21 protein-coding genes, 1 tRNA gene and 1 pseudogene are annotated in these 20,714 nt (G+C 57.9%); 15 read left to right on the top strand and 8 right to left on the bottom strand.

The features are described 5' to 3' along the window. Positions 1-27: 27 nt before the first annotated feature. On the top strand, positions 28-891 hold the full coding sequence (locus FJQ89_RS16060; RefSeq protein WP_168208466.1) for a head GIN domain-containing protein: 864 nt from the start codon (positions 28-30) through the stop codon (positions 889-891). Between the two features lie 69 nt (positions 892-960). Further along, complete coding sequence (locus FJQ89_RS16065; RefSeq protein WP_141170899.1) at positions 961-1,236, top strand: YkgJ family cysteine cluster protein; 276 nt, start codon at positions 961-963, stop codon at positions 1,234-1,236. A 14-nt stretch (positions 1,237-1,250) separates the two neighbouring features. Here FJQ89_RS16065 and FJQ89_RS16070 read toward each other — a convergent pair whose 3' ends face one another. Next, positions 1,251-1,499 (bottom strand): hypothetical protein, encoded by a 249-nt coding sequence (locus FJQ89_RS16070; RefSeq protein ID WP_141170900.1) that lies wholly within the window; start codon positions 1,497-1,499, stop codon positions 1,251-1,253. A 146-nt stretch (positions 1,500-1,645) separates the two neighbouring features. Between FJQ89_RS16070 and FJQ89_RS16075 the strand changes: the two genes are divergently transcribed. The 11 genes from FJQ89_RS16075 to rfbD all read left to right on the top strand — a co-directional run bounded on the left by FJQ89_RS16075 (position 1,646) and on the right by rfbD (position 13,430). After that, positions 1,646-2,416 carry a DeoR/GlpR family DNA-binding transcription regulator gene (locus FJQ89_RS16075; RefSeq protein WP_141170901.1) on the top strand — a complete coding sequence of 257 codons (771 nt, stop codon included), beginning with the start codon at positions 1,646-1,648 and terminating at the stop codon, positions 2,414-2,416. A gap of 32 nt (positions 2,417-2,448) precedes the next feature. Then, a complete protein-coding gene (locus FJQ89_RS16080) occupies positions 2,449-3,597 on the top strand; it encodes an MFS transporter (RefSeq protein WP_141170902.1) in 1,149 nt (382 codons plus the stop codon). A gap of 167 nt (positions 3,598-3,764) precedes the next feature. Beyond that, a complete protein-coding gene (locus tag FJQ89_RS16085) occupies positions 3,765-4,610 on the top strand; it encodes an undecaprenyl-diphosphate phosphatase (protein WP_141170903.1) in 846 nt (281 codons plus the stop codon). A 6-nt stretch (positions 4,611-4,616) separates the two neighbouring features. Beyond that, the gene (gene recQ / locus FJQ89_RS16090) at positions 4,617-6,440 is read left to right on the top strand and encodes a DNA helicase RecQ (RefSeq protein ID WP_141170904.1); all 1,824 of its coding nucleotides are present in this window, start codon (positions 4,617-4,619) and stop codon (positions 6,438-6,440) included. Next, on the top strand, positions 6,440-6,922 hold the full coding sequence (locus tag FJQ89_RS16095) for a hypothetical protein (RefSeq protein WP_141170905.1): 483 nt from the start codon (positions 6,440-6,442) through the stop codon (positions 6,920-6,922). Before recQ ends, FJQ89_RS16095 begins: the two co-directional genes overlap by 1 nt. Positions 6,923-6,966: 44 nt before the next feature. Continuing rightward, on the top strand, positions 6,967-7,947 hold the full coding sequence (locus tag FJQ89_RS16100) for a LysR family transcriptional regulator (RefSeq protein ID WP_141170906.1): 981 nt from the start codon (positions 6,967-6,969) through the stop codon (positions 7,945-7,947). A 149-nt stretch (positions 7,948-8,096) separates the two neighbouring features. After that, the gene (locus FJQ89_RS16105) at positions 8,097-9,383 is read left to right on the top strand and encodes a Glu/Leu/Phe/Val family dehydrogenase (RefSeq protein WP_071075270.1); all 1,287 of its coding nucleotides are present in this window, start codon (positions 8,097-8,099) and stop codon (positions 9,381-9,383) included. A 559-nt stretch (positions 9,384-9,942) separates the two neighbouring features. Further along, positions 9,943-10,989 carry a dTDP-glucose 4,6-dehydratase gene (gene rfbB / locus FJQ89_RS16110; RefSeq protein ID WP_141170907.1) on the top strand — a complete coding sequence of 349 codons (1,047 nt, stop codon included), beginning with the start codon at positions 9,943-9,945 and terminating at the stop codon, positions 10,987-10,989. 32 nt (positions 10,990-11,021) lie between these two features. Beyond that, positions 11,022-11,915: a glucose-1-phosphate thymidylyltransferase RfbA gene (gene rfbA, locus FJQ89_RS16115; RefSeq protein WP_141170908.1), complete on the top strand. Its 894-nt coding sequence runs from the start codon at positions 11,022-11,024 to the stop codon at positions 11,913-11,915. Between the two features lie 36 nt (positions 11,916-11,951). Next, complete coding sequence (gene rfbC, locus FJQ89_RS16120; protein ID WP_141170909.1) at positions 11,952-12,497, top strand: dTDP-4-dehydrorhamnose 3,5-epimerase; 546 nt, start codon at positions 11,952-11,954, stop codon at positions 12,495-12,497. A 48-nt stretch (positions 12,498-12,545) separates the two neighbouring features. Then, positions 12,546-13,430 (top strand): dTDP-4-dehydrorhamnose reductase, encoded by an 885-nt coding sequence (gene rfbD, locus FJQ89_RS16125; protein WP_141170910.1) that lies wholly within the window; start codon positions 12,546-12,548, stop codon positions 13,428-13,430. Between the two features lie 64 nt (positions 13,431-13,494). Here the strand turns inward: rfbD and galE are convergent, their stop codons facing one another. The 3 genes from galE to FJQ89_RS16140 form a co-directional block, all read right to left on the bottom strand. After that, positions 13,495-14,520 carry a UDP-glucose 4-epimerase GalE gene (gene galE / locus FJQ89_RS16130; RefSeq protein WP_141170911.1) on the bottom strand — a complete coding sequence of 342 codons (1,026 nt, stop codon included), beginning with the start codon at positions 14,518-14,520 and terminating at the stop codon, positions 13,495-13,497. Positions 14,521-14,673: 153 nt separating this feature from the next. Beyond that, positions 14,674-15,354 (bottom strand): tRNA (guanosine(46)-N7)-methyltransferase TrmB, encoded by a 681-nt coding sequence (gene trmB / locus FJQ89_RS16135; RefSeq protein ID WP_141172843.1) that lies wholly within the window; start codon positions 15,352-15,354, stop codon positions 14,674-14,676. A 92-nt stretch (positions 15,355-15,446) separates the two neighbouring features. Further along, positions 15,447-15,520 (bottom strand) — tRNA-Gly (locus tag FJQ89_RS16140). Between the two features lie 299 nt (positions 15,521-15,819). Here FJQ89_RS16140 and FJQ89_RS16145 point away from each other — a divergent pair. Next, a complete protein-coding gene (locus FJQ89_RS16145) occupies positions 15,820-16,086 on the top strand; it encodes a hypothetical protein (protein ID WP_141170912.1) in 267 nt (88 codons plus the stop codon). A 302-nt stretch (positions 16,087-16,388) separates the two neighbouring features. Continuing rightward, positions 16,389-16,745, top strand: coding sequence for a diacylglycerol kinase (locus FJQ89_RS16150; RefSeq protein ID WP_141170913.1), 357 nt, complete (start codon positions 16,389-16,391; stop codon positions 16,743-16,745). Positions 16,746-16,850: 105 nt separating this feature from the next. Here the strand turns inward: FJQ89_RS16150 and FJQ89_RS28730 are convergent. The 4 genes and pseudogenes from FJQ89_RS28730 to FJQ89_RS16170 form a co-directional block, all read right to left on the bottom strand. Then, a pseudogene (locus FJQ89_RS28730) lies at positions 16,851-17,027 on the bottom strand (IS30 family transposase); the annotation flags it as partial. Between the two features lie 106 nt (positions 17,028-17,133). Beyond that, the gene (locus FJQ89_RS16160) at positions 17,134-19,065 is read right to left on the bottom strand and encodes a polysaccharide biosynthesis protein (protein WP_141170914.1); all 1,932 of its coding nucleotides are present in this window, start codon (positions 19,063-19,065) and stop codon (positions 17,134-17,136) included. A gap of 136 nt (positions 19,066-19,201) precedes the next feature. After that, complete coding sequence (locus tag FJQ89_RS16165; RefSeq protein ID WP_141170915.1) at positions 19,202-19,762, bottom strand: sugar transferase; 561 nt, start codon at positions 19,760-19,762, stop codon at positions 19,202-19,204. After that, complete coding sequence (locus FJQ89_RS16170; RefSeq protein ID WP_141170916.1) at positions 19,746-20,705, bottom strand: UDP-glucose 4-epimerase family protein; 960 nt, start codon at positions 20,703-20,705, stop codon at positions 19,746-19,748. The genes FJQ89_RS16165 and FJQ89_RS16170 overlap by 17 nt, the downstream gene beginning before the upstream one ends. Positions 20,706-20,714: the final 9 nt, after the last annotated feature.

Genomic DNA, 20,714 nt, shown 5'->3' on the forward strand with positions numbered 1-20,714 from the left:
GTCCTGAACTATCATAAAGGAAACACCATGCGTACCTTGCTGGCCCTGTGCTGTGCCGTTACCCTTGGCGGTTGCGCCATCGTCATCAACCCCAACGATGGCGAAGTGCGCTATGCCGACGCGGGTACCATCCAGGGCAACGAGCAAGTGAGCCGCGACGTGCGCCAGGTCAGCACCATCAACACGCTCGACATCGACAGCATGAAGCGCATCGATATGAAAATCGATGTGCGCGTCGGGCCGGCGACCTCGCTGGTGATCGAAGCGGACAGCGATCTGCAGCCGCGCATTCATAGCGAAGTGAGCGGCAATACCCTGCGCATCTGGGGTGATACGAACATTCGCAGCAGCAATGGTATCCACGTCATCTACACGACGCCGCAATTGAAGAAGATCCGCATTTCCGGCTCTGGCCGCCTGGTGGCCAGCGGTTTCGATGGCGAAGATTTCAGCCTGGAGCAGCGCGGTTCGATGAAGAGCGAATTGTCGGGCACGGTGGGGCGCTTCGACGTGGCCAACAATGGCTCGGGCAGCATCAACGCGGCGGCCCTCGTCAGCGGCAACACGGATGCGGTGCAGAACGGTTCGGGCAACATCCAGCTGGGCAGCCTGCGCGGTGAACGCATCAACGTGGCCCTTAACGGCTCGGGCAGCATCAGCGCCAGCGGCGCCGTACAGCGCCTCGACGCCAACGTGAATGGCTCGGGCGATATCAACCTGGCCGCCCTGCGCAGCGACGTTGCCTATCTGGCGAGCAACGGTTCCGGCGACATCGATGTCACCGTCCAGAATGAAGTCAATGCCCGCGCCAGCGGTTCCGGCCGCATCACCGTGCATGGCGATCCGGCCCGCCGCACCCTGTCGGGCAAGCGCGTCAGCATCGTGCGCTAATCGCGCTCTGGCGAAGCACGCGGGCCGGCTTGCTATACTGTCGGCCCCTGCCCCTTTTCACTCATCGCCATGCCGTCCCGCGCCGTTTCCCTGGCATGCCGCCCATCCTGCGGCGCCTGCTGCACCGCTCCGTCCATCACCAGCCCAATTCCCGGCATGCCGGATGGAAAACCTGCGGGCGTGCGCTGCATACAGCTGGCCGACGACAACCGCTGCAAGATCTTTGGCCAGCCGCAGCGGCCCGCCTTTTGCGGCGGCTTGCAGCCGTCCGAGGACATGTGCGGCAGCAGCCGCGAACACGCAGTGCGCTGGCTGGCCGAGCTGGAACGGCTGACGGCACCCTGAGCGCCAGCAACGCTTTAGTCTGCGGCGCTTGTCCGCACCGCGGCCCGCTCTTCGTCACGCAGGCGCTTGTATTCCATCAGCATGGAAACCACCAGATAGGCCAGCAGCACGAGCAGGGAAGCGCGCATGTCGCTCCATTCCAAGGTGCCGTGGCGCTTCCAATGCAGTGCATTAAAAACGATCAGCATACCCAGGACACCCCACCCACTGCGGCGCATCACGCGGCCCAGCAAGGTTGCCATTAACAATTTACTGGAGAACATGGTTTCCTTTAATTTGTTCCATTTTTCCAACTGTACGCACTTCATATCCCTACGGCAATACCAGCACGCGCACAAAAGTCACCTTGACTCGATTTGCACGTTTGCGTATATTCATGCACATTCCTGCACGTTTTAAAAATAGACCCATGTCCGCGACCCTGCTCCTCAAACAACGCCATGCGCTGATCCAGCAACAATTGCACGCTGACGGCCGCGTGCTGGCGCTGGACCTGGCGCGCCAGCTCGACGTGTCCGAAGATACGATACGGCGCGACCTGCGCGAGATGGCGGCAGCCGGCCTGTGCCAGCGCGTGTATGGCGGTGCCCTGCCGCTGGCGCCCGATGGCGGCACCCTGACCCAGCGCAAGCAGGAAGCGCCGGAACGCAAGGCGCGCCTGGCGCAGGCCGCCGTGTCCCTCGTGCGCACCGGCCAGGTGCTGTTCCTCGATGCGGGATCGACCAACCTGGCCATCGCCAGCGTCTTGCCAGAGTTGGCGCTCACTGTCATCACGAATGCGCCCTCGATTGCCATGGCGCTCATGGAGCGCCCGGAAATCGAGCTGATCATGGCTGGCGGCCGGGTCGACCGCCGCGCGGGTGCCAGCCTGGGACCGCAGGCGCTGCGCACCGTCGAGCGCATGCATCCCGACCTGTGTTTCCTCGGTGCCTGCGGCGCCGACGTGGACGCGGGCGTGACAGCGTTCAACTACGACGAGGCAGAATTCAAGCGCAGCATCGCCGGCGCCAGCAAGGCCGTCGTCGTCGCCGTCACCAGCGACAAGCTGGGCACGGCCGCCCCCTTCGGCGTGCTGGCCACGGGCTTGCTGCAGCACCTGGTGCTCGAAGCCGATGCCGACGCGGCCCATGTGGCCGCCTTTCAACGGCTGGGCGTGCAAGTGCTGCGCGCCCACGCCTGATGTTATCCACCCGACTCTTGAAAAGCTCTCCCATGCATCTCACCGGTACCATGCAGCAACGCGCCACGCGCCTGGTTTTCTTCGCCGCCGGCCTCGGCATGGCCGCCTGGGCACCGCTGGTTCCCTACGCCAAGTCGCGCCTGGGCCTCGACGAGGCCACCCTCGGCATTTTGCTGCTGTGCCTGGGTGCCGGCTCGCTGTGCGCCATGCCGTTTACGGGCATGCTGTCAAGCCGCTTCGGCTGCCGCAAGGTCATCGTCGGCGCCGGCCTGTTGTTGATCGCCATCCTGCCCGGCCTGGCGCTGGCCGCCACGCCGCTGCAACTGGGCCTGGTGCTGCTGGTATTCGGCGCGGCCATGGGCACGTTCGACGTGGCCATCAACATCCAGGCCGTGATCATCGAAAAGGCCAACGGCGGCGCCATGATGTCGGGCTTTCATGCGCTGTTCAGCGTGGGCGGCTTCGCCGGCGCGGCCTGCATGGCCCTGCTGCTGTGGCTGGGCCTGACACCGGCCTGGTCCTGCGTGGTGGTGATGCTGCTGCTGTGCGGCGTGCTGGGCGCGGCGCAAGGCCATCTGCTGCCGACGGCGTCCGCCTCGGGCGAAAAGACGCCGCTGTTCGTCATGCCGCATGGCGCCGTCATTTTCATCGGCCTGCTGTGCTTTATCGTCTTCCTGGCCGAAGGCGCGATTCTCGACTGGAGCGCCCTGTTCCTCACCACCACGCGCGGCGTGGAGGAAGCCAAGGGCGGCCTCGGCTACGCCGCCTTCGCCATCGCCATGACCTTGGGCCGTTTCACCGGTGACAAGGTGGTCAGCCGCTTTGGCGGCAAGCGGGTGCTTACTTTTGGCGGCTTGTGCGCAGCGGCCGGCTTCTTCCTGGCCGTGCTGGCGCCGCACGCCAGCCTGGCCATGGCCGGCTTCGTGCTGATCGGCCTGGGTGCGGCGAACATCGTGCCCATCCTGTTCACGGCCGCCGGCAACCAGCGCGCCATGCCGGCCAGCCTGGCGGTGGCGGCCATCACCACCATCGGCTATGCCGGCATCCTGGCCGGCCCCGCCGTCATCGGTTTCGTGGCCCACGCCACCAGCCTGAATATCGCCTTCGCCATGCTGGGTGCCGCCCTGCTGCTGGTGGCGGCCAGCGCACGCCTGGTGGCGCCGGCAAAACAGGCATCCTGATCCTCCCTCTTGCCTGGTGGACGGCGCTAAAAAAGCACCGTCCGTCAGCGCCCAAATAAGGTCGGCAAGCCTCTGTCGTGGTAAGCTTCGACCCCGCGCGCATTGCTGGCGCCACGCGCTCACCCCATCCTGTCACTTATACCCGTACTTATACCTTTTATACATCTATGGATCTCATTCTTGCGTTAAAAGCCATCATCATGGGGCTGGTCGAAGGTTTTACCGAATTCTTGCCGATTTCGTCCACCGGACATCTGATCCTGGCCGGCAGCCTGCTCGACTTTACCAAGGATGTCTCGAAAGAAGTCATGGATGTCTTCGAAATCGCCATTCAGGCCGGCGCCATCCTGGCCGTGTGCTGGGAATACCGCCAGCGCATCGGCAGTGTGCTGTCCACCTTCAGCACCGAGGTCAAATCGCGCAAGTTCGTGCTGAACGTGGCCATCGCCTTCATCCCGCTGGCCGTCATCGGACTGGCCATCGGCAAGATGATCAAGCACGCGCTGTTCAAGCCCGTGCCCGTCGCCATGGCCTTCATCATCGGCGGCATCATCATCCTGCTGGTGGAGCGCCGCGCGCGCATCAATCCCGTCACCGTGCGCGTCAACTCGGTCGATGAAATGACCGCGCTCGACGCCTTGAAAGTGGGTTGCGCGCAGGCGTTTGCGCTGATTCCCGGCACCAGCCGTTCCGGCTCGACCATCATCGGCGGCATGCTGCTGGGCCTGTCGCGCAAGACGGCTACCGAATTCTCGTTCTTCCTGGCCATCCCGACGTTGCTGGCCGCCACCGCCTATTCTCTGTACAAAGCGCGCGACATCCTGTCGGCCACCGACGTGCCCCTGTTCGGCCTGGGCACCGTGGCCGCCTTCATCTCCGCCTTCCTGTGCGTGCGCTGGCTGCTGCGTTACATCAGCTCGCACGACTTCACGTTTTTTGCCTGGTACCGCATTGTGTTTGGCTTGCTGGTCCTGGCCAGCGCCCACTACGGCTGGGTTGTTTGGGCAGAATAAGGCACTATGAATCAAGATCTTAACCAGCGCGCGCTGCACCTGCTGCAAACCGTTTTCGGCTATCCGGCCTTCCGCGGCCAGCAAGCCGACATCGTCGACCACGTCAGCCATGGCGGCGACGCGCTGGTGCTGATGCCCACGGGCGGCGGCAAGTCGCTGTGCTACCAGATTCCCGCGCTGCTGCGCGATGGCGTGGGCGTCGTCGTCTCGCCGCTGATCGCGCTGATGCAGGACCAGGTGGACGCTTTGGCCGAAGTCGGCGTGCGCGCCGCCTTCCTCAATTCCACGCAAACCTACGAAGAAGCGAGCCGCATCGAGCGCCTGGTGCGCACGGGCGGCATCGACGTCGTCTACGTGGCGCCCGAGCGCCTGATGACGCAGCGTTGCCTGGACCTGTTCCAGGCGTCGAAGATCTCCCTGTTCGCCATCGACGAGGCGCATTGCGTGGCCCAGTGGGGCCATGACTTCCGTCCCGAATACATCAAGCTGTCGGTGCTGCACGAGCAGTTCCCGGACGTGCCGCGCATCGCGCTCACGGCCACTGCCGACCCGCAGACGCGCGCCGAAATCGCCATGCGTTTGCAGCTGGAAGACGCGCGCCAGTTCGTCTCGTCCTTCGACCGTCCGAACATCCGCTACCAGATCGTGGAAAAGGCGAATGGCCGCAAGCAGCTGCTCGACTTCATCAACACGGAACACACGGGCGACTGCGGCATCGTCTACTGCCTGTCGCGCAAGAAGGTCGAAGAGACGGCGGAATTTTTGAACCAGAGCGGCATCCGCGCCCTGCCGTATCACGCCGGCATGGAGTACGCCAAGCGCAGCGCCAACCAGGCGCGCTTCCTGCGCGAAGAAAACATCGTCATGGTCGCCACCATCGCCTTCGGCATGGGCATCGACAAGCCCGACGTGCGCTTCGTGGCGCATCTGGATCTGCCGAAAAGCATCGAGGGCTATTACCAGGAAACAGGCCGCGCTGGCCGCGACGGCATGGCCGCCAATGCCTGGATGGCGTACGGCTTGCAGGACGTGGTGCTGCAGCGGCGCATGATCGACGAATCGGAAGCGGACGACACTTTCAAGCGCGTGCTGGGCGTGAAACTCGACGCCATGCTGGGCCTGTGCGAAACCCTCAGCTGCCGCCGCATGCGCTTGCTCGAATACTTCGGCGAACCGGCTTCGCCGTGCGGCAATTGCGACACCTGCCTGGTGCCGCCCGTGTCGTTCGACGGCACCGTGCCCGTGCAAAAACTGCTGTCGGCCATCTACCGCGTCGACCAGCGCTTCGCCGGCGGCCACGTGATCGACGTACTGCGCGGCGTGGAATCGGAACGCATCAAGACCTGGCACCACGATTCCTTGTCCGTCTTCGGCATCGGCTCGGACCTGGGCGAAGCGGAATGGAAAGCGATCCTGCGCCAGGCCATCGCGCTGGGCCTCGTCTCGGTCGACCATGAACAATACAGCTCGCTGAAACTGACGGACGCTTCGCGCCCCGTGCTCAAGGGCGGCCAGAAGGTGCAGCTGCGCCAGTACCAGAAACCGGTCAAAACCAGCAAGCGCAGCACCAGCGTGGCGAAAGGCTATGTCGAGACGGACCTGTCGACCAGCGAGCAAGCGATCTTCGACAAGCTGCGCTGGTGGCGCGTGGAGACGGCGCGCACGCACAATGTGCCGGCCTACGTCATCTTCGTCGACGCCACCCTGCGCGAAATCGCCAAGGCCAAGCCTACCTCGCTGGAGCAGATGCGCGGCGTGAGCGGCGTGGGCGAGAAAAAACTGGCCTCGTACGGCGACGAAATCGTCGCCATGATCCTGGAGATGATGTGATGGAAGCACTCTCGTCCGACCTGATCTATCAGGCCGTGAAAATCCTCGGCGCCCAGCCGGACGCCGACGACGCGGTGGAAGCGCAAGTCCGTGCCCTGGTCGGCGACGACCTTACCGTGCGCCGCCTGGCCGACGTGGTGCCGGAAGCCTTCGGCCTGGTGCTGGCGTCGCACCTTCCCGGCACCGAAAACATGACCTTGCCCGACACCTTCTGCGCCCAAGACGAGGATAGCGAGTGGGTGGAATTCCCCCTGCGCCGCGAACCGATCTTTGTCGTCGCCCTGGACATCGCCCAGCACACCTTCCACAACGGCCCGCGCGCGCTGATGCAAAACCTGGCCGACCGCAGCTCCCTGCTGTCGGCCATCAACAAGGGCTTGAACGCGGGCGGCTCGCTCGACGGCACGACCCTGGGCCCGCCGTCCTTCTTCGGCCTGCCCGCCGCGCTGTACCAGGCGGCGGCATCGCCCGATACGCCCTGACCACTTTACTTTGCCCCTGCCCTTGATAACGGAACGCTGCCGCGATGGAAACCAAATGGCTGGAAGACTTCATCTCGCTCGCTGAAACGCATAATTTCAGCCGTTCCGCGGCGCTGCGCCACGTCACCCAGCCGGCCTTCTCGCGGCGCATCCAGTCGCTGGAAAACTGGCTCGGCATCGACCTGGTCGACCGCACCTCCTACCCCACGCGCCTGACGCCGGCCGGCGCCGTGTTTTACGAGCAGGCGCTGGAAATGCTGGGGCAGATCAACGGCGTGCGCGCACTGTTGCGCGGCAAGCGGGCGGCCACGCAGACGAGCGTCGACTTCGCCGTGCCGCATACCCTGTCGCTGACCTTCATGCCGAAGTGGCTGACGGCGCTGGAAGCGGGTTTTGCACCGATCAACAGCCGTTTGATGGCACTGAACGTGCACGACGCCGTGCTGCAGCTGGTCGACGGCGGCTGCGACCTGCTGCTGTGCTATCACCATCCGCGCCAGCCGGTGCAGCTGGACCCGGGCCGCTACGACATGCTGGTGATGGGCCGCGAAACCGTGCGCGCGTATGCGCGCTGCGGCCAGGACAAGGTGCCGGACTTCGTCCTGCCCGGCAGCGCCAAGGAGCCGCTGCCCTTCCTCTCCTACACCAGCAATGCCTACCTGGGACGCATGGTGGAACTGCTGGTGGCCGATGCCAAGGCCCCCCTGTTCCTGGAAACCTGCTACGAAACGGACATGGCAGAAGGCCTCAAAATGATGGCGCTGGAAGGGCGCGGCATCGCCTTCCTGCCCGAATCGGCAGTCATGCGCGACGTCAAATACAAGCACCTGGCGCGCGCCGACGGCGGTGCGCCGGGCTGGGAAATCGAGCTGGAAATCCGTTTGTACCGCGAACGCCCTTCAGGCCAGCGTCCCGGCAAGCAGATCGTCGAAAGCCTGTGGCAGTACCTGGTGCAGGCGCAGGAAAACGCCGCGCGCGGCGGAAAAAAACGCCGGCGCGCGGCTGTCACCGCAATGCCATCCTGATCTCCTAACTATGCAATAAATGCATAACCGGATGCGCACAAAGCATTGGCCGGGGCATGAGGCTATCGCCTACGATGCGGTTCCGCTGCGCGCAGCTGCATCTCGGCTGTGCCTCTAACGTATTCGTATTGTCCAGGAGCTTATCAAGCATGACCAGCAAGCACGCACTTCCTTCCTACCTCAATCCTGAAGACCTGGGCCCATGGGGCGTCTACCTCGAGCAGATCGACCGCGTTACGCCGTACCTGGGCAACCTGTCGCGCTGGGTGGAAACGCTGAAGCGCCCTAAGCGCATCCTGACGGTCGACGTGCCTATCGAGCGCGATGACGGCAGCATTGCCCACTACGAAGGCTACCGCGTGCAGCACAATCTGTCGCGCGGCCCAGGTAAAGGCGGCGTGCGCTTCCACCAGGACGTGACCTTGTCGGAAGTGATGGCGCTGTCGGCCTGGATGACGGTCAAGAATGCAGCGGTCAACGTGCCATACGGCGGCGCCAAAGGCGGTATCCGTGTCGATCCGAAGACCCTGTCGCGCAACGAGCTGCAACGCCTGACGCGCCGCTACACGAGCGAGATCAGCATGATCATCGGACCGAACAAGGATATCCCGGCGCCGGACGTCAACACGAATGAACAAGTCATGGCGTGGATGATGGACAGCTACGCCATGATCGGCGGCAACATGTCGACCGGCGTGGTGACGGGCAAACCGATCTCGCTGGGCGGCAGCCTGGGTCGCCGCGATGCCACGGGCCGCGGCGTGTTCGTCGTCGGTTGCGATGCGGCCGCCAAGGTCGGCATGTCGCTCGAAGGCGCGAAAGTCATCGTGCAAGGTTTCGGTAACGTGGGCGGCGTCGCCGCACGCATGTTCGCGGAAGCCGGTTCGAAAATCGTCGCGGTACAAGACCACAAGACCACCGTGGTGCATGCCGGCGGCTTGAACATCCCGCAATTGCTGGCACACGTGGCCGAAGTGGGCAGCGTCGAAGGCTTCCCGGGCGCCGAGGCATTCGTGCCACGCGAAGATTTCTGGGGCATCGATTGCGACATCCTGATCCCGGCCGCGCTGGAACAGCAGATCACGGCTGAGCGCGCACAAGTCATCCGCGCCAAGATCATCCTGGAAGGCGCCAATGGCCCGACCCTGCCAGCAGCGGACGACATCCTGACCGACCGCGGCGTATTGATCGTGCCGGACGTGCTGGCCAATGCCGGCGGCGTGACCGTCAGCTACTTCGAGTGGGCACAGAACTTCTCGAGCTTCTTCTGGACCGAAGAAGAAATCAACAGCCGCCTGACCCGCATCATGCGCGAAGCGTTCGACGCGGTATGGCAAGTGTCGCAAGAGAAGAAAGTGTCGATGCGTACCGCCACCTTCATCCTGGCGTGCACGCGCGTCCTGCAAGCTCGCGAAGTGCGCGGCCTGTACCCATAATGGCTGCCTGAGAAAATGCCTGGGGCGTGCCTGTTGCGTCCTAGGCTTTTCCTAGACATAACCGGCCACCATATCCAGAGCATTGTTGCTCAACAATGCTCTGTTGAGGCACCATTGCCGATTCCAGCACAACAAACTGCCGGTGCCTTTCGCCAGTGATCCAGGCCACACTCATTCTCGCTGTGAGCTGCGCAATGCAAGCTTTACGCTCACGTCATGTATCTCGCCAGTCTGCCATTTTTTCCTCATCCATACGATACAGTGCGGCGACCTCCGGGCAAAGCAAGGCTGCCCCTGCGCATTCCACCAGTCGTTTATACTCAACACCTCATGCTACTTTCACACAGGCTCGATATTACGAATCAATCTAAAGACACCCTTGAAATATGAACCTGCCGTCAGCCTAATGATACAGGTCAACTAAGCCGAATAAGTAACGCTAGTCAAAATGAAAAAAAAAGAATAAGAATGAGATATCTAAAAATTTGTCATGTAACTACGGAGTTCCATCAGGAGCCATAACTGGGTTGATCAAGAATGCAACAAATAGGATAGCAATATGATTTTAGTGACCGGTGGAGCCGGCTTCATCGGTTCCAATTTTGTAAACGACTGGCTGGCGCTCAACGATGAGTTCATCGTCAACTTTGACAAACTTACTTACGCTGGCAATCTCAGCAATCTAGCCAGCCTTGAACACGATCCGCGGCATCTCTTTGTGCGCGGAGATATCCTTGATACCGCTCACCTAACCTGCTTGCTGGCAGAGCATCAGCCACGCGCCATCGTGCACTTTGCTGCCGAAAGTCATGTTGAACGCTCGATCCATAGCTCTGGCGAGTTCATCTCGACTAACGTCAACGGCACCTTCAGCCTGCTGGAAGCCGCACGCACCTATTGGTCCGGCCTGACGGGCGATGCCAAAGAGGACTTTCGTTTCCTGCATATCTCAGCTGATGAGGTATACGGTAGCCTGCAGCCGCAGGATCCCCCCTTTACCGAAGAGACGCCCTACGCGCCAAATAGTCCATATTCGGCGTCGAAAGCTGCATCCGACCATCTGGTACGCGCCTATTTCCATACTTATGCCCTGCCCGTGCTGACCACGAATTGTTCAAACAATTATGGCCCCTTCCACTTTCCGGAAAAACTGATTCCCTTGATCATCAGCAATGCCCGTGCCGGCAAGGCCCTGCCTGTTTATGGCGATTGCCTGCAAGTACGCGATTGGCTATATGTAGGCGACCACTGCTCGGCGATCCGCCGCGTGCTGGAAGCGGGCACGCCGGGTGAGGTATATAACGTCGGGGGATGGAATGAAATGACCAATCTGGAGGTCGTGCAGACCTTGTGCGATATTCTCGACACCCTCGATCCCAAGGCCATCGGCAGCTATCGGGAACAAATCAGCTATGTACTGGATCGCCCTGGCCACGACCGCCGCTACGTCATTGATGCACACAAGATCGAACGCGAACTGGGCTGGAAACCAACCGAAACATTCGACACGGGCATCCGCAAGACCATCCGATGGTACCTCGATAATCAGGCTTGGGTACGCGCTGTCCAGTCAGGTGATTACCTGGCCTGGGTACAGAAAAACTAGGCGGAACGCAATGACTCCAAGGAAACCATAGCATGACCTCCCCGCTTGAACGCAAAGGCATCATCCTCGCCGGTGGCTCAGGAACACGCCCGTACCCTGTGACCATGTCAATATCGAAGCAATTGCTGCCGGTGTATGACAAGCCGATGATTTACTATCCACTGACCACCCTGATGCTGGCGGGCATACGCGACATCTTGATCATTTCTCCCCCTCAAGATACTCCACGTTTTATGGAATTACTGGGTGATGGCAGCCAATGGGGCATCCAATTAAGCTATGCCGTGCAGGCTACGCCGGACGGATTGGCACAGGCGTTCATCATCGGTCGCGCATTTCTTGGCGATGCCCCATCGGCACTAATTCTCGGAGATAACATCTATTACGGCACTAACTTTGAAGCACAGTTACGCCTCGCCTCGACACGCACCAGCGGCTCGACCGTTTTTGCCTACCATGTGCAATCGCCGGAACGCTACGGCGTAGTCGAATTCGATGCCCAGCGACGCGCCGTCAGCATCGAGGAAAAGCCGCTCAGTCCAAAATCGAACTATGCCGTGACAGGTCTGTATTTTTACGATCATCAGGTGTGCGATATTGCCGCGTGCATCGTGCCATCAGCGCGCGGCGAGCTGGAAATTACTGACGTCAATCGTATTTATCTTGAACGAAATCAATTGAACGTCGAGATCATGTGTCGCGGCATGGCTTGGCTTGATACCGGCACGCATGAATCGTTGCTGGAGGCGGGACAATTTATCTCCACTATCGAAAAACGCCAAGGCTTGAAAGTGGCCTGTCCGGAGGAAATCGCCTATCGCAAAGCTTACATTGACGCGGAAAAACTGGGAAGCCTGGCCCAGCCCTTGAAAAAGAACGCCTATGGACAATACTTGCTGCGCTTACTCGACGAAACCGTTTTCTAACGTGCCATTTGCTCACCACTTAGCTGAAACAATGTCATGAAAATCCAGGCCACTGCCATACCGGACGTCCTGATCATCGAACCAATGGTGTTCAGTGACGAGCGTGGTTTTTTCTATGAAAGTTACAACCAGAAACGCTTTACAGAGCTCACCGGCATCAGTCGTACATTCGTGCAGGACAACCATTCTAAATCTACCAAAGGCGTCTTGCGCGGCCTGCATTACCAGATCCAGCACTCGCAAGGCAAGCTGGTGCATTGCACTGCAGGGACGGTATTCGATGTCAGTGTCGATTTGCGCAAAAGTTCGCCCAGCTTCGGTCAGTGGGTCGGTGTCGAGTTATCGGCTGCCAACAAGCGTCATGTATGGATACCAGAGGGCTTTGCCCACGGCTATCTAGTTACCAGCGACAGCGCCGAATTCCTCTACAAGACGGCAGATTATTGGACGCCGGAGTTTGAACGCTGCATCTTGTGGAATGATCCGCAAATCGGCATTGACTGGCCGCTTGATGGTGAACCTCTGCTGTCGAACAAAGACAGGCTTGGGTCATTGCTGGCCAACGCCGATGTCTTTACTTGAATGCCCCCAAGGCTGCATCTGCAGTCATCATTTGAATGAGAACATCGCATGAGCCGCATCTTAATTTCCGGAAAAACCGGCCAGGTCGGCTACGAGCTTGAACGTAGTTTGCAAGGTTTGGGGGAAATCTTCGCGCTGGACCGCAAGCAAATGGATCTGACCGATCTCGACCAGGTGCGCGATGTGATTCGCCGTGTCAAGCCGACCCTGATCGTCAACACGGCCGCCTACACGGCCGTAGACCAGGCCGAAAGCGAGCCGGTAATTGCGCTGCGCATCAATGGCGAAGCCCCGGCCGTAATGGCAGAGGAAGCTGGCAAGTTGGGAGCCGCACTAATACATTACAGCACCGACTATGTATTCGATGGGTCAAAAAAGGGGCCATACGAGGAAACCGACCCGCCGTGCCCGATCAACGTTTACGGGATCAGCAAATTAGCTGGCGAAACAGCGATCCAGGCAGCAGGTATTCCTCACCTGATCCTGCGCACCAGCTGGGTCTACAGTGCGCATGGCAAAAACTTCCTGTTGACCATGCGCCGCTTGGCAGAGGAGCGCGAGGAACTGGCCATCGTATCGGACCAATACGGCGCGCCGACCTGGAGCCGCACGGTCGCCGATACCACGGCCCACATCCTGTCACAGTACTTGGCTGCGGCAGATCCGCAAAGATGGTGGCATGAACACTCGGGGCTGTATCATCTGACTGCGCAAGGCCTAACCACTTGGTTTGGCCTTGCCGATGCGATCATGGCGCACCCGTCGATTACAAAAAAACCCCGTTTGCGAGCGATACTGGCAAAAGACTACCCCATGCCGGCACAACGTCCCGCCAATTCGCAACTGTCGTCACGACGCTTGCTCGACACGTTCTGCGGCTTGCCGCAGTGGCAAGATGCCTTACTGTTGTGCCAAGACTCAATGCTGGACTGAAAATGCAGCGATCATTGCTATTCCTTTCACCTGGACACCTGCAACCGAAGTCGCGAAACCGCCTCTATCCTCTGGCCGCGTAGCCTTGCGGGTTCTGGTGCTGCCAGCGCCAGTGGTCGCGGCACATGTCGTCGATGTTTTTCTGCGCTTGCCAGCCCAGCAATTGCTTTGCCTTGTCGGCCGAGGCGTAGCAGCTGGCGATGTCGCCGGGGCGGCGCGGCACGATCTGGTACGGCACGGCGCGGCCGCTGGCGGCCTCGAAGGCACGCACGGTATCGAGCACGCTGTAGCCGTGGCCGGTGCCCAGGTTGACGGTAAAGCCACCCTCGGTGGAAAACAGGCGGTGTAACGCCGCCACATGGCCCAGCGCCAGGTCGACCACGTGGATATAGTCGCGCACGCCCGTGCCATCGGGCGTAGCGTAGTCGTTGCCGAAGACGGCCAGGCGCTCGCGGCGGCCCACTGCCACCTGGGCGATGAAAGGCATCAGGTTGTTCGGAATGCCGGCCGGGTCTTCACCGATCAAGCCGCTGGCATGCGCACCGACCGGGTTGAAATAGCGCAACACGCCGACTTGCCATTGAGCATCGGCATGCACGACATCGGCCAGTATCTGCTCGACCATCAGCTTCGAGCGGCCGTAGGGGTTGGTCACGGACAGGCGCGACGATTCCAGGATCGGCAAGGCTTCCGGGTCGCCGTACACGGTGGCAGACGAGCTGAACACAAAACGCTTCACGTTCGCCGCTGCCAGCACTTCCAGCAGCGCCACAGTGCCCGATACATTGTTATCCATATACATCAACGGCTGCGCCACGGATTCGCCCACCGCCTTCAATCCTGCGAAATGGATCACCGCATCGATGGCGTGCTCGCGCAAGACGGTGGCCATGGCCGTACGATCGCGCACGTCAGCCTCGTAGAAGGGCACGCTTTTACCGGCAATTCGCTCCACGCGCGCCATGGCTTCACGCGAACTATTGCACAGATTATCCACCGCAACGACTTCAAAGCCGGCAGCGAGCAATTCGACGCACGTATGCGAGCCGATGAAACCGGATGCGCCGGTGACGAGTATTTTCTTGGACATAATATCAATCAATGCAAAAAAGATAATATTAGCGCAATTCCCCCAACCTTGCCTAGAGCGCACGCTGGCGCGCACGAGAACAAGCCTGCGGCGTCGCCGCGGCAGGCTTGTTCTCGTGCAAACGGCACAGGTGGGCAAACCGCCAAAGAGAATTTATTTCTTGATGAAGACCAGATCCCACACGCCATGGCCCAGCTTCAAGCCACGGTTTTCAAACTTGGTCAGCGGACGGTACGCCGGCTGCGGCGCGTAAGCATCGGCGCTATTGTGCAACTGCGGCTCGGCGCCCAACACATCGAGCATTTGCACCGCGTAATCTTCCCAATCGGTGGCGCAATGCAGATAGCCACCCGGCGCCAGGCGATCAGTCAATTGCTTGACGAACGGCGACTGGATCAGGCGGCGCTTATTGTGGCGCGCCTTGTGCCATGGATCGGGGAAGAAAACGTGGATGCCGGCAAGCGAATTGGCAGGAATCATGTGCGTCAGCACTTCCACGGCATCGTGCTGCAACAGGCGCAGATTCGTCAGCGACTCTTCGCCGATCAGTTTCAACAGACTGCCGACACCAGGCGTATGCACTTCGACGCCGATAAAATCCTTCTCCGGCATGGCCTTGGCGATATGCGCCGTCGTCGCCCCCATGCCAAAACCGATTTCCAGGATGACCGGTGCCTTGCGGCCGAACACCTGTTCGAAGTCCATCGGTTCCTTGGCGAAAGGCACCAGGAACTGCGGCCCCAAGGTCTCAAGCGCGCGCGCCTGCGCGACAGACAGCCGTCCCGCGCGGGTCACGAAGCTGCGGATGCGGTGTTCGGTCGGATCGTACATCATCGGCCGCGCCGGGCCGTTTGCTGGGGTATCAGAAGACATGGGAATGAAGAAATAAGTGGCCGCGCCGCATAAAGCCAGGCGCCAGCGAAAAATGGAGCGGGTGAAGGGAATCGAACCCTCGTCGTAAGCTTGGGAAGCTTCTGCTCTACCATTGAGCTACACCCGCGAAGCCTGCATTTTACGCGGGATGACAAGGACTTGGCAAACTTGTGCGGCGCCTTCGAATTCATCGGGAATTCTCACGGAAAATAATAATAAAATAATATATCCGCATCGGCACATCAGCGTTTTTGTTGATAGAGAACAACGTCGCAGCCAGCCTGGCACGGTGAATCACCTGATATATGGCTAAAATAAAAGAAATTATTGTCGTCGCGAGCGGTGTGGCGCAGACTAGCGGGAGAAATGTTGCTACAATCGCGTGACAGTTTAGCATTCCCGCTGTTCAACCTAAAAGGATATCCCATGAAGAAAATTCTGATCGCTTCGGCAATCCTGTGCTTCGCTTCCGCACAAGCTATGGCTCAAACGACGGCCCCAGTTGGTGGCGCACCTGTTCCAGCAGCAGCGGCACCAGCTGCTGGTGCTGCTGCTGGCGCTGCTGTTGGCGGCACCGTTGCCGGCCTGAGCACGAGCGCCCTGATCGCTATCGGCGCAGCCGTAGCTGTCGTAGCCGGCGCAGCAAGCTCGGATTCGACCACGACACACCACGGTACCACGACGCATCATTAATTCCTGGCTGCCCAGGCAGCGACAGGCAGGCCCAAACACCAGCTTGTTCTCAAGCCCGGCGTAAAGGTCTGATGCGCGGAAGGTCGCACCATCCGTGATGCGCAACTTCCACAATAGGAGCCCTTTTTCATTTCATTGAAAAACGGGCTTTTATTTTTTGAACGAATTTCAACATTCTGCTTCAACGCTACTCTCAAAGTAACCAGATATTGCATTCCAGCTTACACCTTCGGTATTTATACTCATCTTCGAGAAGAATTTGCGTGCCATGCTCGTCAAACACTTCGTACAACTGAACTCCGATGAAAAATCAGCCTTTCTTCAAACGCATGGGATTTGCCTTGCAAGGCATTGCAGCGGCTTTTCGTATGGAATCGAGCGTTCGCCTGCAGTCCATTGCCACCCTCATGGTGGTGATCGTGCTGGCCTGGTATAAACCCGCCATGATCTGGTGGGCGTTGTTGTTACTCAATTGCGGCCTGGTATTGGCCGCAGAACTGTTCAACACGGCGCTTGAGCAAATGATCGATCACTTGCATCCGAGCCTGCATCCCAGCATCAAGATCGCCAAGGATTGCGCCGCTGGCTCTGTACTCATCCTCAGTGCCAGTGCCGCGTGCGTGTTTATTGCTTTTTTGATCGAAGTGAAGGGAATCTAAGAACGCGTTAACGCTCTCACCGAGTGGCCGGATAATGACGGGATGAGAATTCCCTACACCAGCGACATTGATCGAGAGAAATTAGAAGAAAGCCTGCCGCAGCATGTGCGCCCAGTCGGCATCGTACACACCGGTGCAACTGGTGCGTTTGAGTTCGCGGCCTATCTTACTGGCTGAACGGCAAAGACGGTGTTTAACAATGGATCGAATGGAGCACAGGTCAGCGCGCATGGTCATGACGGCGCGCTGCTGGGTAGTCAAATGTTTGTAGACTCTCGCCATGGCGGCACATTACAGCAAAGGTGTTACACGTGGTTCTTGAGAACACCCAGCTTCATAGACTATCACGCTGTCAAGCAGCGTCATAGTCCGGAATACAGAAATATTGCTATGGTGAAACTTCATTTTCCTTGTCAATTTGCAGGCGCTTGCGGCATCGTTCATTCCATATCAGGTCTTCGATACCACATTGCGGCGTGTATTCTTTGACTGCAGCCAATAACAATTCCCTCACAGTTTCAAAATTGAACTGATTACAGGCTTTGTCGAGGTCAGACAGGAGCACTTGAAGCTCTGGCCAAGGGAGCTCGGATTCTTGTGCCCGCATGATCAGCGGGTGTTCTGTGCCTTCGACGTTGTCGCCAATCAATAACTCTTCATAGAGTTTTTCACCTGGACGCAAGCCGACATGCTCTATGTCTATGCCATCCGGAGCCGATTTGCTCTTTATTTCCAGGCCACTCAAGTGAATCATGCGTTCGGCCAAAGCCATGATCTTGACCGGTTCGCCCATGTCCAGCACAAAGACATCACCTCCTTCTCCCATGGCGCCCGCTTGCAAGACCAGTTGAGCCGCTTCTGGAATGGTCATGAAATAACGGGTGATTTCGGGATGTGTCAGCGTAATGGGGCCTCCAGCTTCGATTTGCTTGCGGAACAGCGGGACCACCGAGCCTGACGAACCGAGCACATTACCAAATCGCACCATGCAAAAACGGGTACGCGAGTGTTCTCGCGAGAAGGCCTGCAGAATCAACTCGGCCAGCCTTTTGGTCGTGCCCATTACGTTGGTTGGACGTACGGCCTTGTCGGTGGAGATGAGCACAAAACACTTGACGCCTGCCGTCACGGCTGCTTGTGCAATACTGAGCGTACCAAATACGTTGTTGCGCACGCCCTCGATGGGATTATGCTCAACCAAAGGCACATGTTTGTAGGCGGCTGCATGGTATAACGTTTCCACATTGAACGTGGTCAGAATACGTTTGCATTTTTCAGTATCGAGCACCGTTCCCAGGAATGGCATAAGTTCAACATCGAGATGATGCGTGCTATTGATTCCTTTTAATTCCTGCTTGATGGAGTACAGGGCAAATTCCGACATCTCGAGCAGGATTAAGCGTGACGGCTGCAGCTTGATGATCTGGCGACATAATTCAGATCCAATCGAACCGCCTGCACCAGTCACCATCACCGATTTTCCAGTAATGCAACTTGATATCAGGCCCAAGTCTGGTGTCACTTGGTCGCGTCCCAACAAATCCTCGATTTCAATATCACGCACGTCCTGCATGCGCAATTCCCCGTTGACCAGGCTTTCTACTGGTGGCGCGACTTTTACCTTGACCTTGTAATTTTCAACAATATCCAGAATATGACGTTGCTTTCCTTTGCTGATTGATGGCATCGCAAGTAGGATTTCACTGATCCGCTTTTTTTCGATAACGGATTGCAAGTCTGCAGCAGGGTAAACTTTGATTCCCGAAATGGTTGTGCCTTGGAGTTCTTTCATGTCATCAATAAAGGCAACAGGCCGATATTCATGGCCGGCACGCAGCGCACTGGCTAACTGCGTGCCTGATTTTCCCGCACCATAAATAGCCACGCGGATGACAGTATTTTTTTTGCTCGGTTGTAATAGAATGCCGCGCGCAAAGAAACGACTGGCTACAACATAGGTGATTGCACTGACCCAATAGATGCCAAAGACGCCGCGAGAGTAACCTTCCATGTGCGAAGCGAAAGCGCTCAACAGAACCAGGAGCGCGACTGATGCAGTAACGCCAAAAATTACCATATAGACAATTTTTTGGTCGATAAAGCGGATAACTGCGCGGTACAGTCCCAGACGCATAAATATGGGAATCGATACAAACGGGGTTGCAATGATCAGCCAAAGATAATGCAAGAACAGTGCCGTATTGACAGCATCATATCTTAACAAGATGGATAAACAAAAAGTGAGCGGCAAAAAGACAAAGTCAAATGTCGCGGCAACCATTTTTTTCTGAAAACGGGAAAAACCAAGAAATAATTTCATTTTTATTGTAATTACTGAAGCAATTGACCTGACAATAATGTTTTTAAATAAATTTCGATGAATAAAAGTACTAATTTTTTACCATTAGATATTTTATTAATTTAATTTTTTGATAAATTTCAAATTCTCAATAAAATTAATGCGTAATGCCATCCCTACGCAGCACTTTTAAAAAAGTAAGAAATATTATTTTTACGTCTAAAAGTAAAGATTGACGCTGCATATATTCAGCATCCAGTTTTACTTTCGTAGGAATAGGCAGCTCATCTCTACCATTGACTTGCGCCCAACCCGTCAGACCAGGCAAAATTTTATCTACGCCATTTTGAGTGCGCAATTCGATCAAATCCTGTTGATTAAACAATGCAGGTCGAGGACCGACAAAGCTCATGTTGCCACAAATAATACTCCATAGTTGCGGTAATTCATCCAGACTACTTTTTCGCAGGAAATTACCCACTGGCGTCAAATGAGAATGAGCATCTGCCAACAGGTGGGTCGCTACTGCTGGTGTGCCGACACGCATGCTACGAAATTTTGGCATTTTGAAAATTTTATTGTAGCGACCCACGCGATCCGACCAGTACAACACCGGCCCTGGCGAAGTAACACGTACTAACAGTGCCACTATTACGATAGGGATGAGTAAGATTAGTGATGCTATCAACACTAATACGAAGTCAAACAGTCTTTTCATTGTCATTTCCTTTGGCTGTTTTTTCTAAACCTTGATCCAATGTAAGTGGCGGCTGCCACCCTAATATTCGACGCGTTTTTTCGATATCAACCTGCAGGGAACCACACAGGCGCTGTGCCACGTCTTGCTTGCCAAGCATTCCTGCCGCCAGTTTCAACAAGCTGGCGGGAACTGGCACGAGTCTTGCCGGACACCCCATGGCGCGTCCCATCCGTTGCAATAATTCGGTGGTGGACGTGTCCTGCCCATCAGAAACCAGAAAGGTCTGTCCGGCTGCGCCAGGATGGCGTACACAGGTGATGAGCAGATCCACAATATTGTCGAGTGCCACCAAACTGCGCTGATTATGGATCGCCCCTAGGGGCAGGGGCAGGCTGCGCCCCAGCCACCGCATCATTACGGCAAAGTTGGCCCTTACGCCAGGTCCGTATATCAGGGGCGGGCGAATAATGCATACTTCCATGCCCGTCCGCGTCTCCAGAGCGCGTAAGCCTTGTTCCGCTTCCATCTTCGATATTCCATACGCGTCGACCGGAGCGGGAACATCATCTGCGGCAAACGCTGTGCCAGGAACAGTCACTTCACCATTAACCTTGATGGAACTGACAAAAACAAACCTACGCACCCCCGCCGCTGCCGCCTGACGCGCGAGGGCCAACGTTCCTTGCACGTTCACACGGCGAAATTCTTCAAGCGGATCTGCTGCTGTATCGTCCATGATATGAACTCGGGCAGCGCTGTGCACTACTTCGGTAACGCCATAAAGGGCCGCAGTCCAATCGGTATCTACAGCTAAATCACTCACTACTACCTTTTCCACGCCAAAGGGCACGACCGCATCGGCATGACGTACTGCTGCTCGCACGGAGTTGCTGCCTTCCTGCACTAGTCTTGTCAAAACAGATGAGCCGACAAAGCCGGTGCCACCGGTAACCAAAATCATTTTTTTCCT

The organism is Janthinobacterium tructae (genome assembly GCF_006517255.1).
Classification (GTDB): domain Bacteria; phylum Pseudomonadota; class Gammaproteobacteria; order Burkholderiales; family Burkholderiaceae_D; genus Janthinobacterium; species Janthinobacterium tructae.

Coding starts and splice junctions, on each gene's coding strand:
- FJQ89_RS16060 (WP_168208466.1), top strand. CDS start 28: ATGCGTACCTTGCTGGCCCTGTGCTGTGCCGTTACCCTTGGCGGTTGC.
- FJQ89_RS16065 (WP_141170899.1), top strand. CDS start 961: ATGCCGTCCCGCGCCGTTTCCCTGGCATGCCGCCCATCCTGCGGCGCC.
- FJQ89_RS16070 (WP_141170900.1), bottom strand. CDS start 1,499: ATGTTCTCCAGTAAATTGTTAATGGCAACCTTGCTGGGCCGCGTGATG.
- FJQ89_RS16075 (WP_141170901.1), top strand. CDS start 1,646: ATGTCCGCGACCCTGCTCCTCAAACAACGCCATGCGCTGATCCAGCAA.
- FJQ89_RS16080 (WP_141170902.1), top strand. CDS start 2,449: ATGCATCTCACCGGTACCATGCAGCAACGCGCCACGCGCCTGGTTTTC.
- FJQ89_RS16085 (WP_141170903.1), top strand. CDS start 3,765: ATGGATCTCATTCTTGCGTTAAAAGCCATCATCATGGGGCTGGTCGAA.
- recQ (WP_141170904.1), top strand. CDS start 4,617: ATGAATCAAGATCTTAACCAGCGCGCGCTGCACCTGCTGCAAACCGTT.
- FJQ89_RS16095 (WP_141170905.1), top strand. CDS start 6,440: ATGGAAGCACTCTCGTCCGACCTGATCTATCAGGCCGTGAAAATCCTC.
- FJQ89_RS16100 (WP_141170906.1), top strand. CDS start 6,967: ATGGAAACCAAATGGCTGGAAGACTTCATCTCGCTCGCTGAAACGCAT.
- FJQ89_RS16105 (WP_071075270.1), top strand. CDS start 8,097: ATGACCAGCAAGCACGCACTTCCTTCCTACCTCAATCCTGAAGACCTG.
- rfbB (WP_141170907.1), top strand. CDS start 9,943: ATGATTTTAGTGACCGGTGGAGCCGGCTTCATCGGTTCCAATTTTGTA.
- rfbA (WP_141170908.1), top strand. CDS start 11,022: ATGACCTCCCCGCTTGAACGCAAAGGCATCATCCTCGCCGGTGGCTCA.
- rfbC (WP_141170909.1), top strand. CDS start 11,952: ATGAAAATCCAGGCCACTGCCATACCGGACGTCCTGATCATCGAACCA.
- rfbD (WP_141170910.1), top strand. CDS start 12,546: ATGAGCCGCATCTTAATTTCCGGAAAAACCGGCCAGGTCGGCTACGAG.
- galE (WP_141170911.1), bottom strand. CDS start 14,520: ATGTCCAAGAAAATACTCGTCACCGGCGCATCCGGTTTCATCGGCTCG.
- trmB (WP_141172843.1), bottom strand. CDS start 15,354: ATGATGTACGATCCGACCGAACACCGCATCCGCAGCTTCGTGACCCGC.
- FJQ89_RS16145 (WP_141170912.1), top strand. CDS start 15,820: ATGAAGAAAATTCTGATCGCTTCGGCAATCCTGTGCTTCGCTTCCGCA.
- FJQ89_RS16150 (WP_141170913.1), top strand. CDS start 16,389: ATGAAAAATCAGCCTTTCTTCAAACGCATGGGATTTGCCTTGCAAGGC.
- FJQ89_RS16160 (WP_141170914.1), bottom strand. CDS start 19,065: ATGAAATTATTTCTTGGTTTTTCCCGTTTTCAGAAAAAAATGGTTGCC.
- FJQ89_RS16165 (WP_141170915.1), bottom strand. CDS start 19,762: ATGAAAAGACTGTTTGACTTCGTATTAGTGTTGATAGCATCACTAATC.
- FJQ89_RS16170 (WP_141170916.1), bottom strand. CDS start 20,705: ATGATTTTGGTTACCGGTGGCACCGGCTTTGTCGGCTCATCTGTTTTG.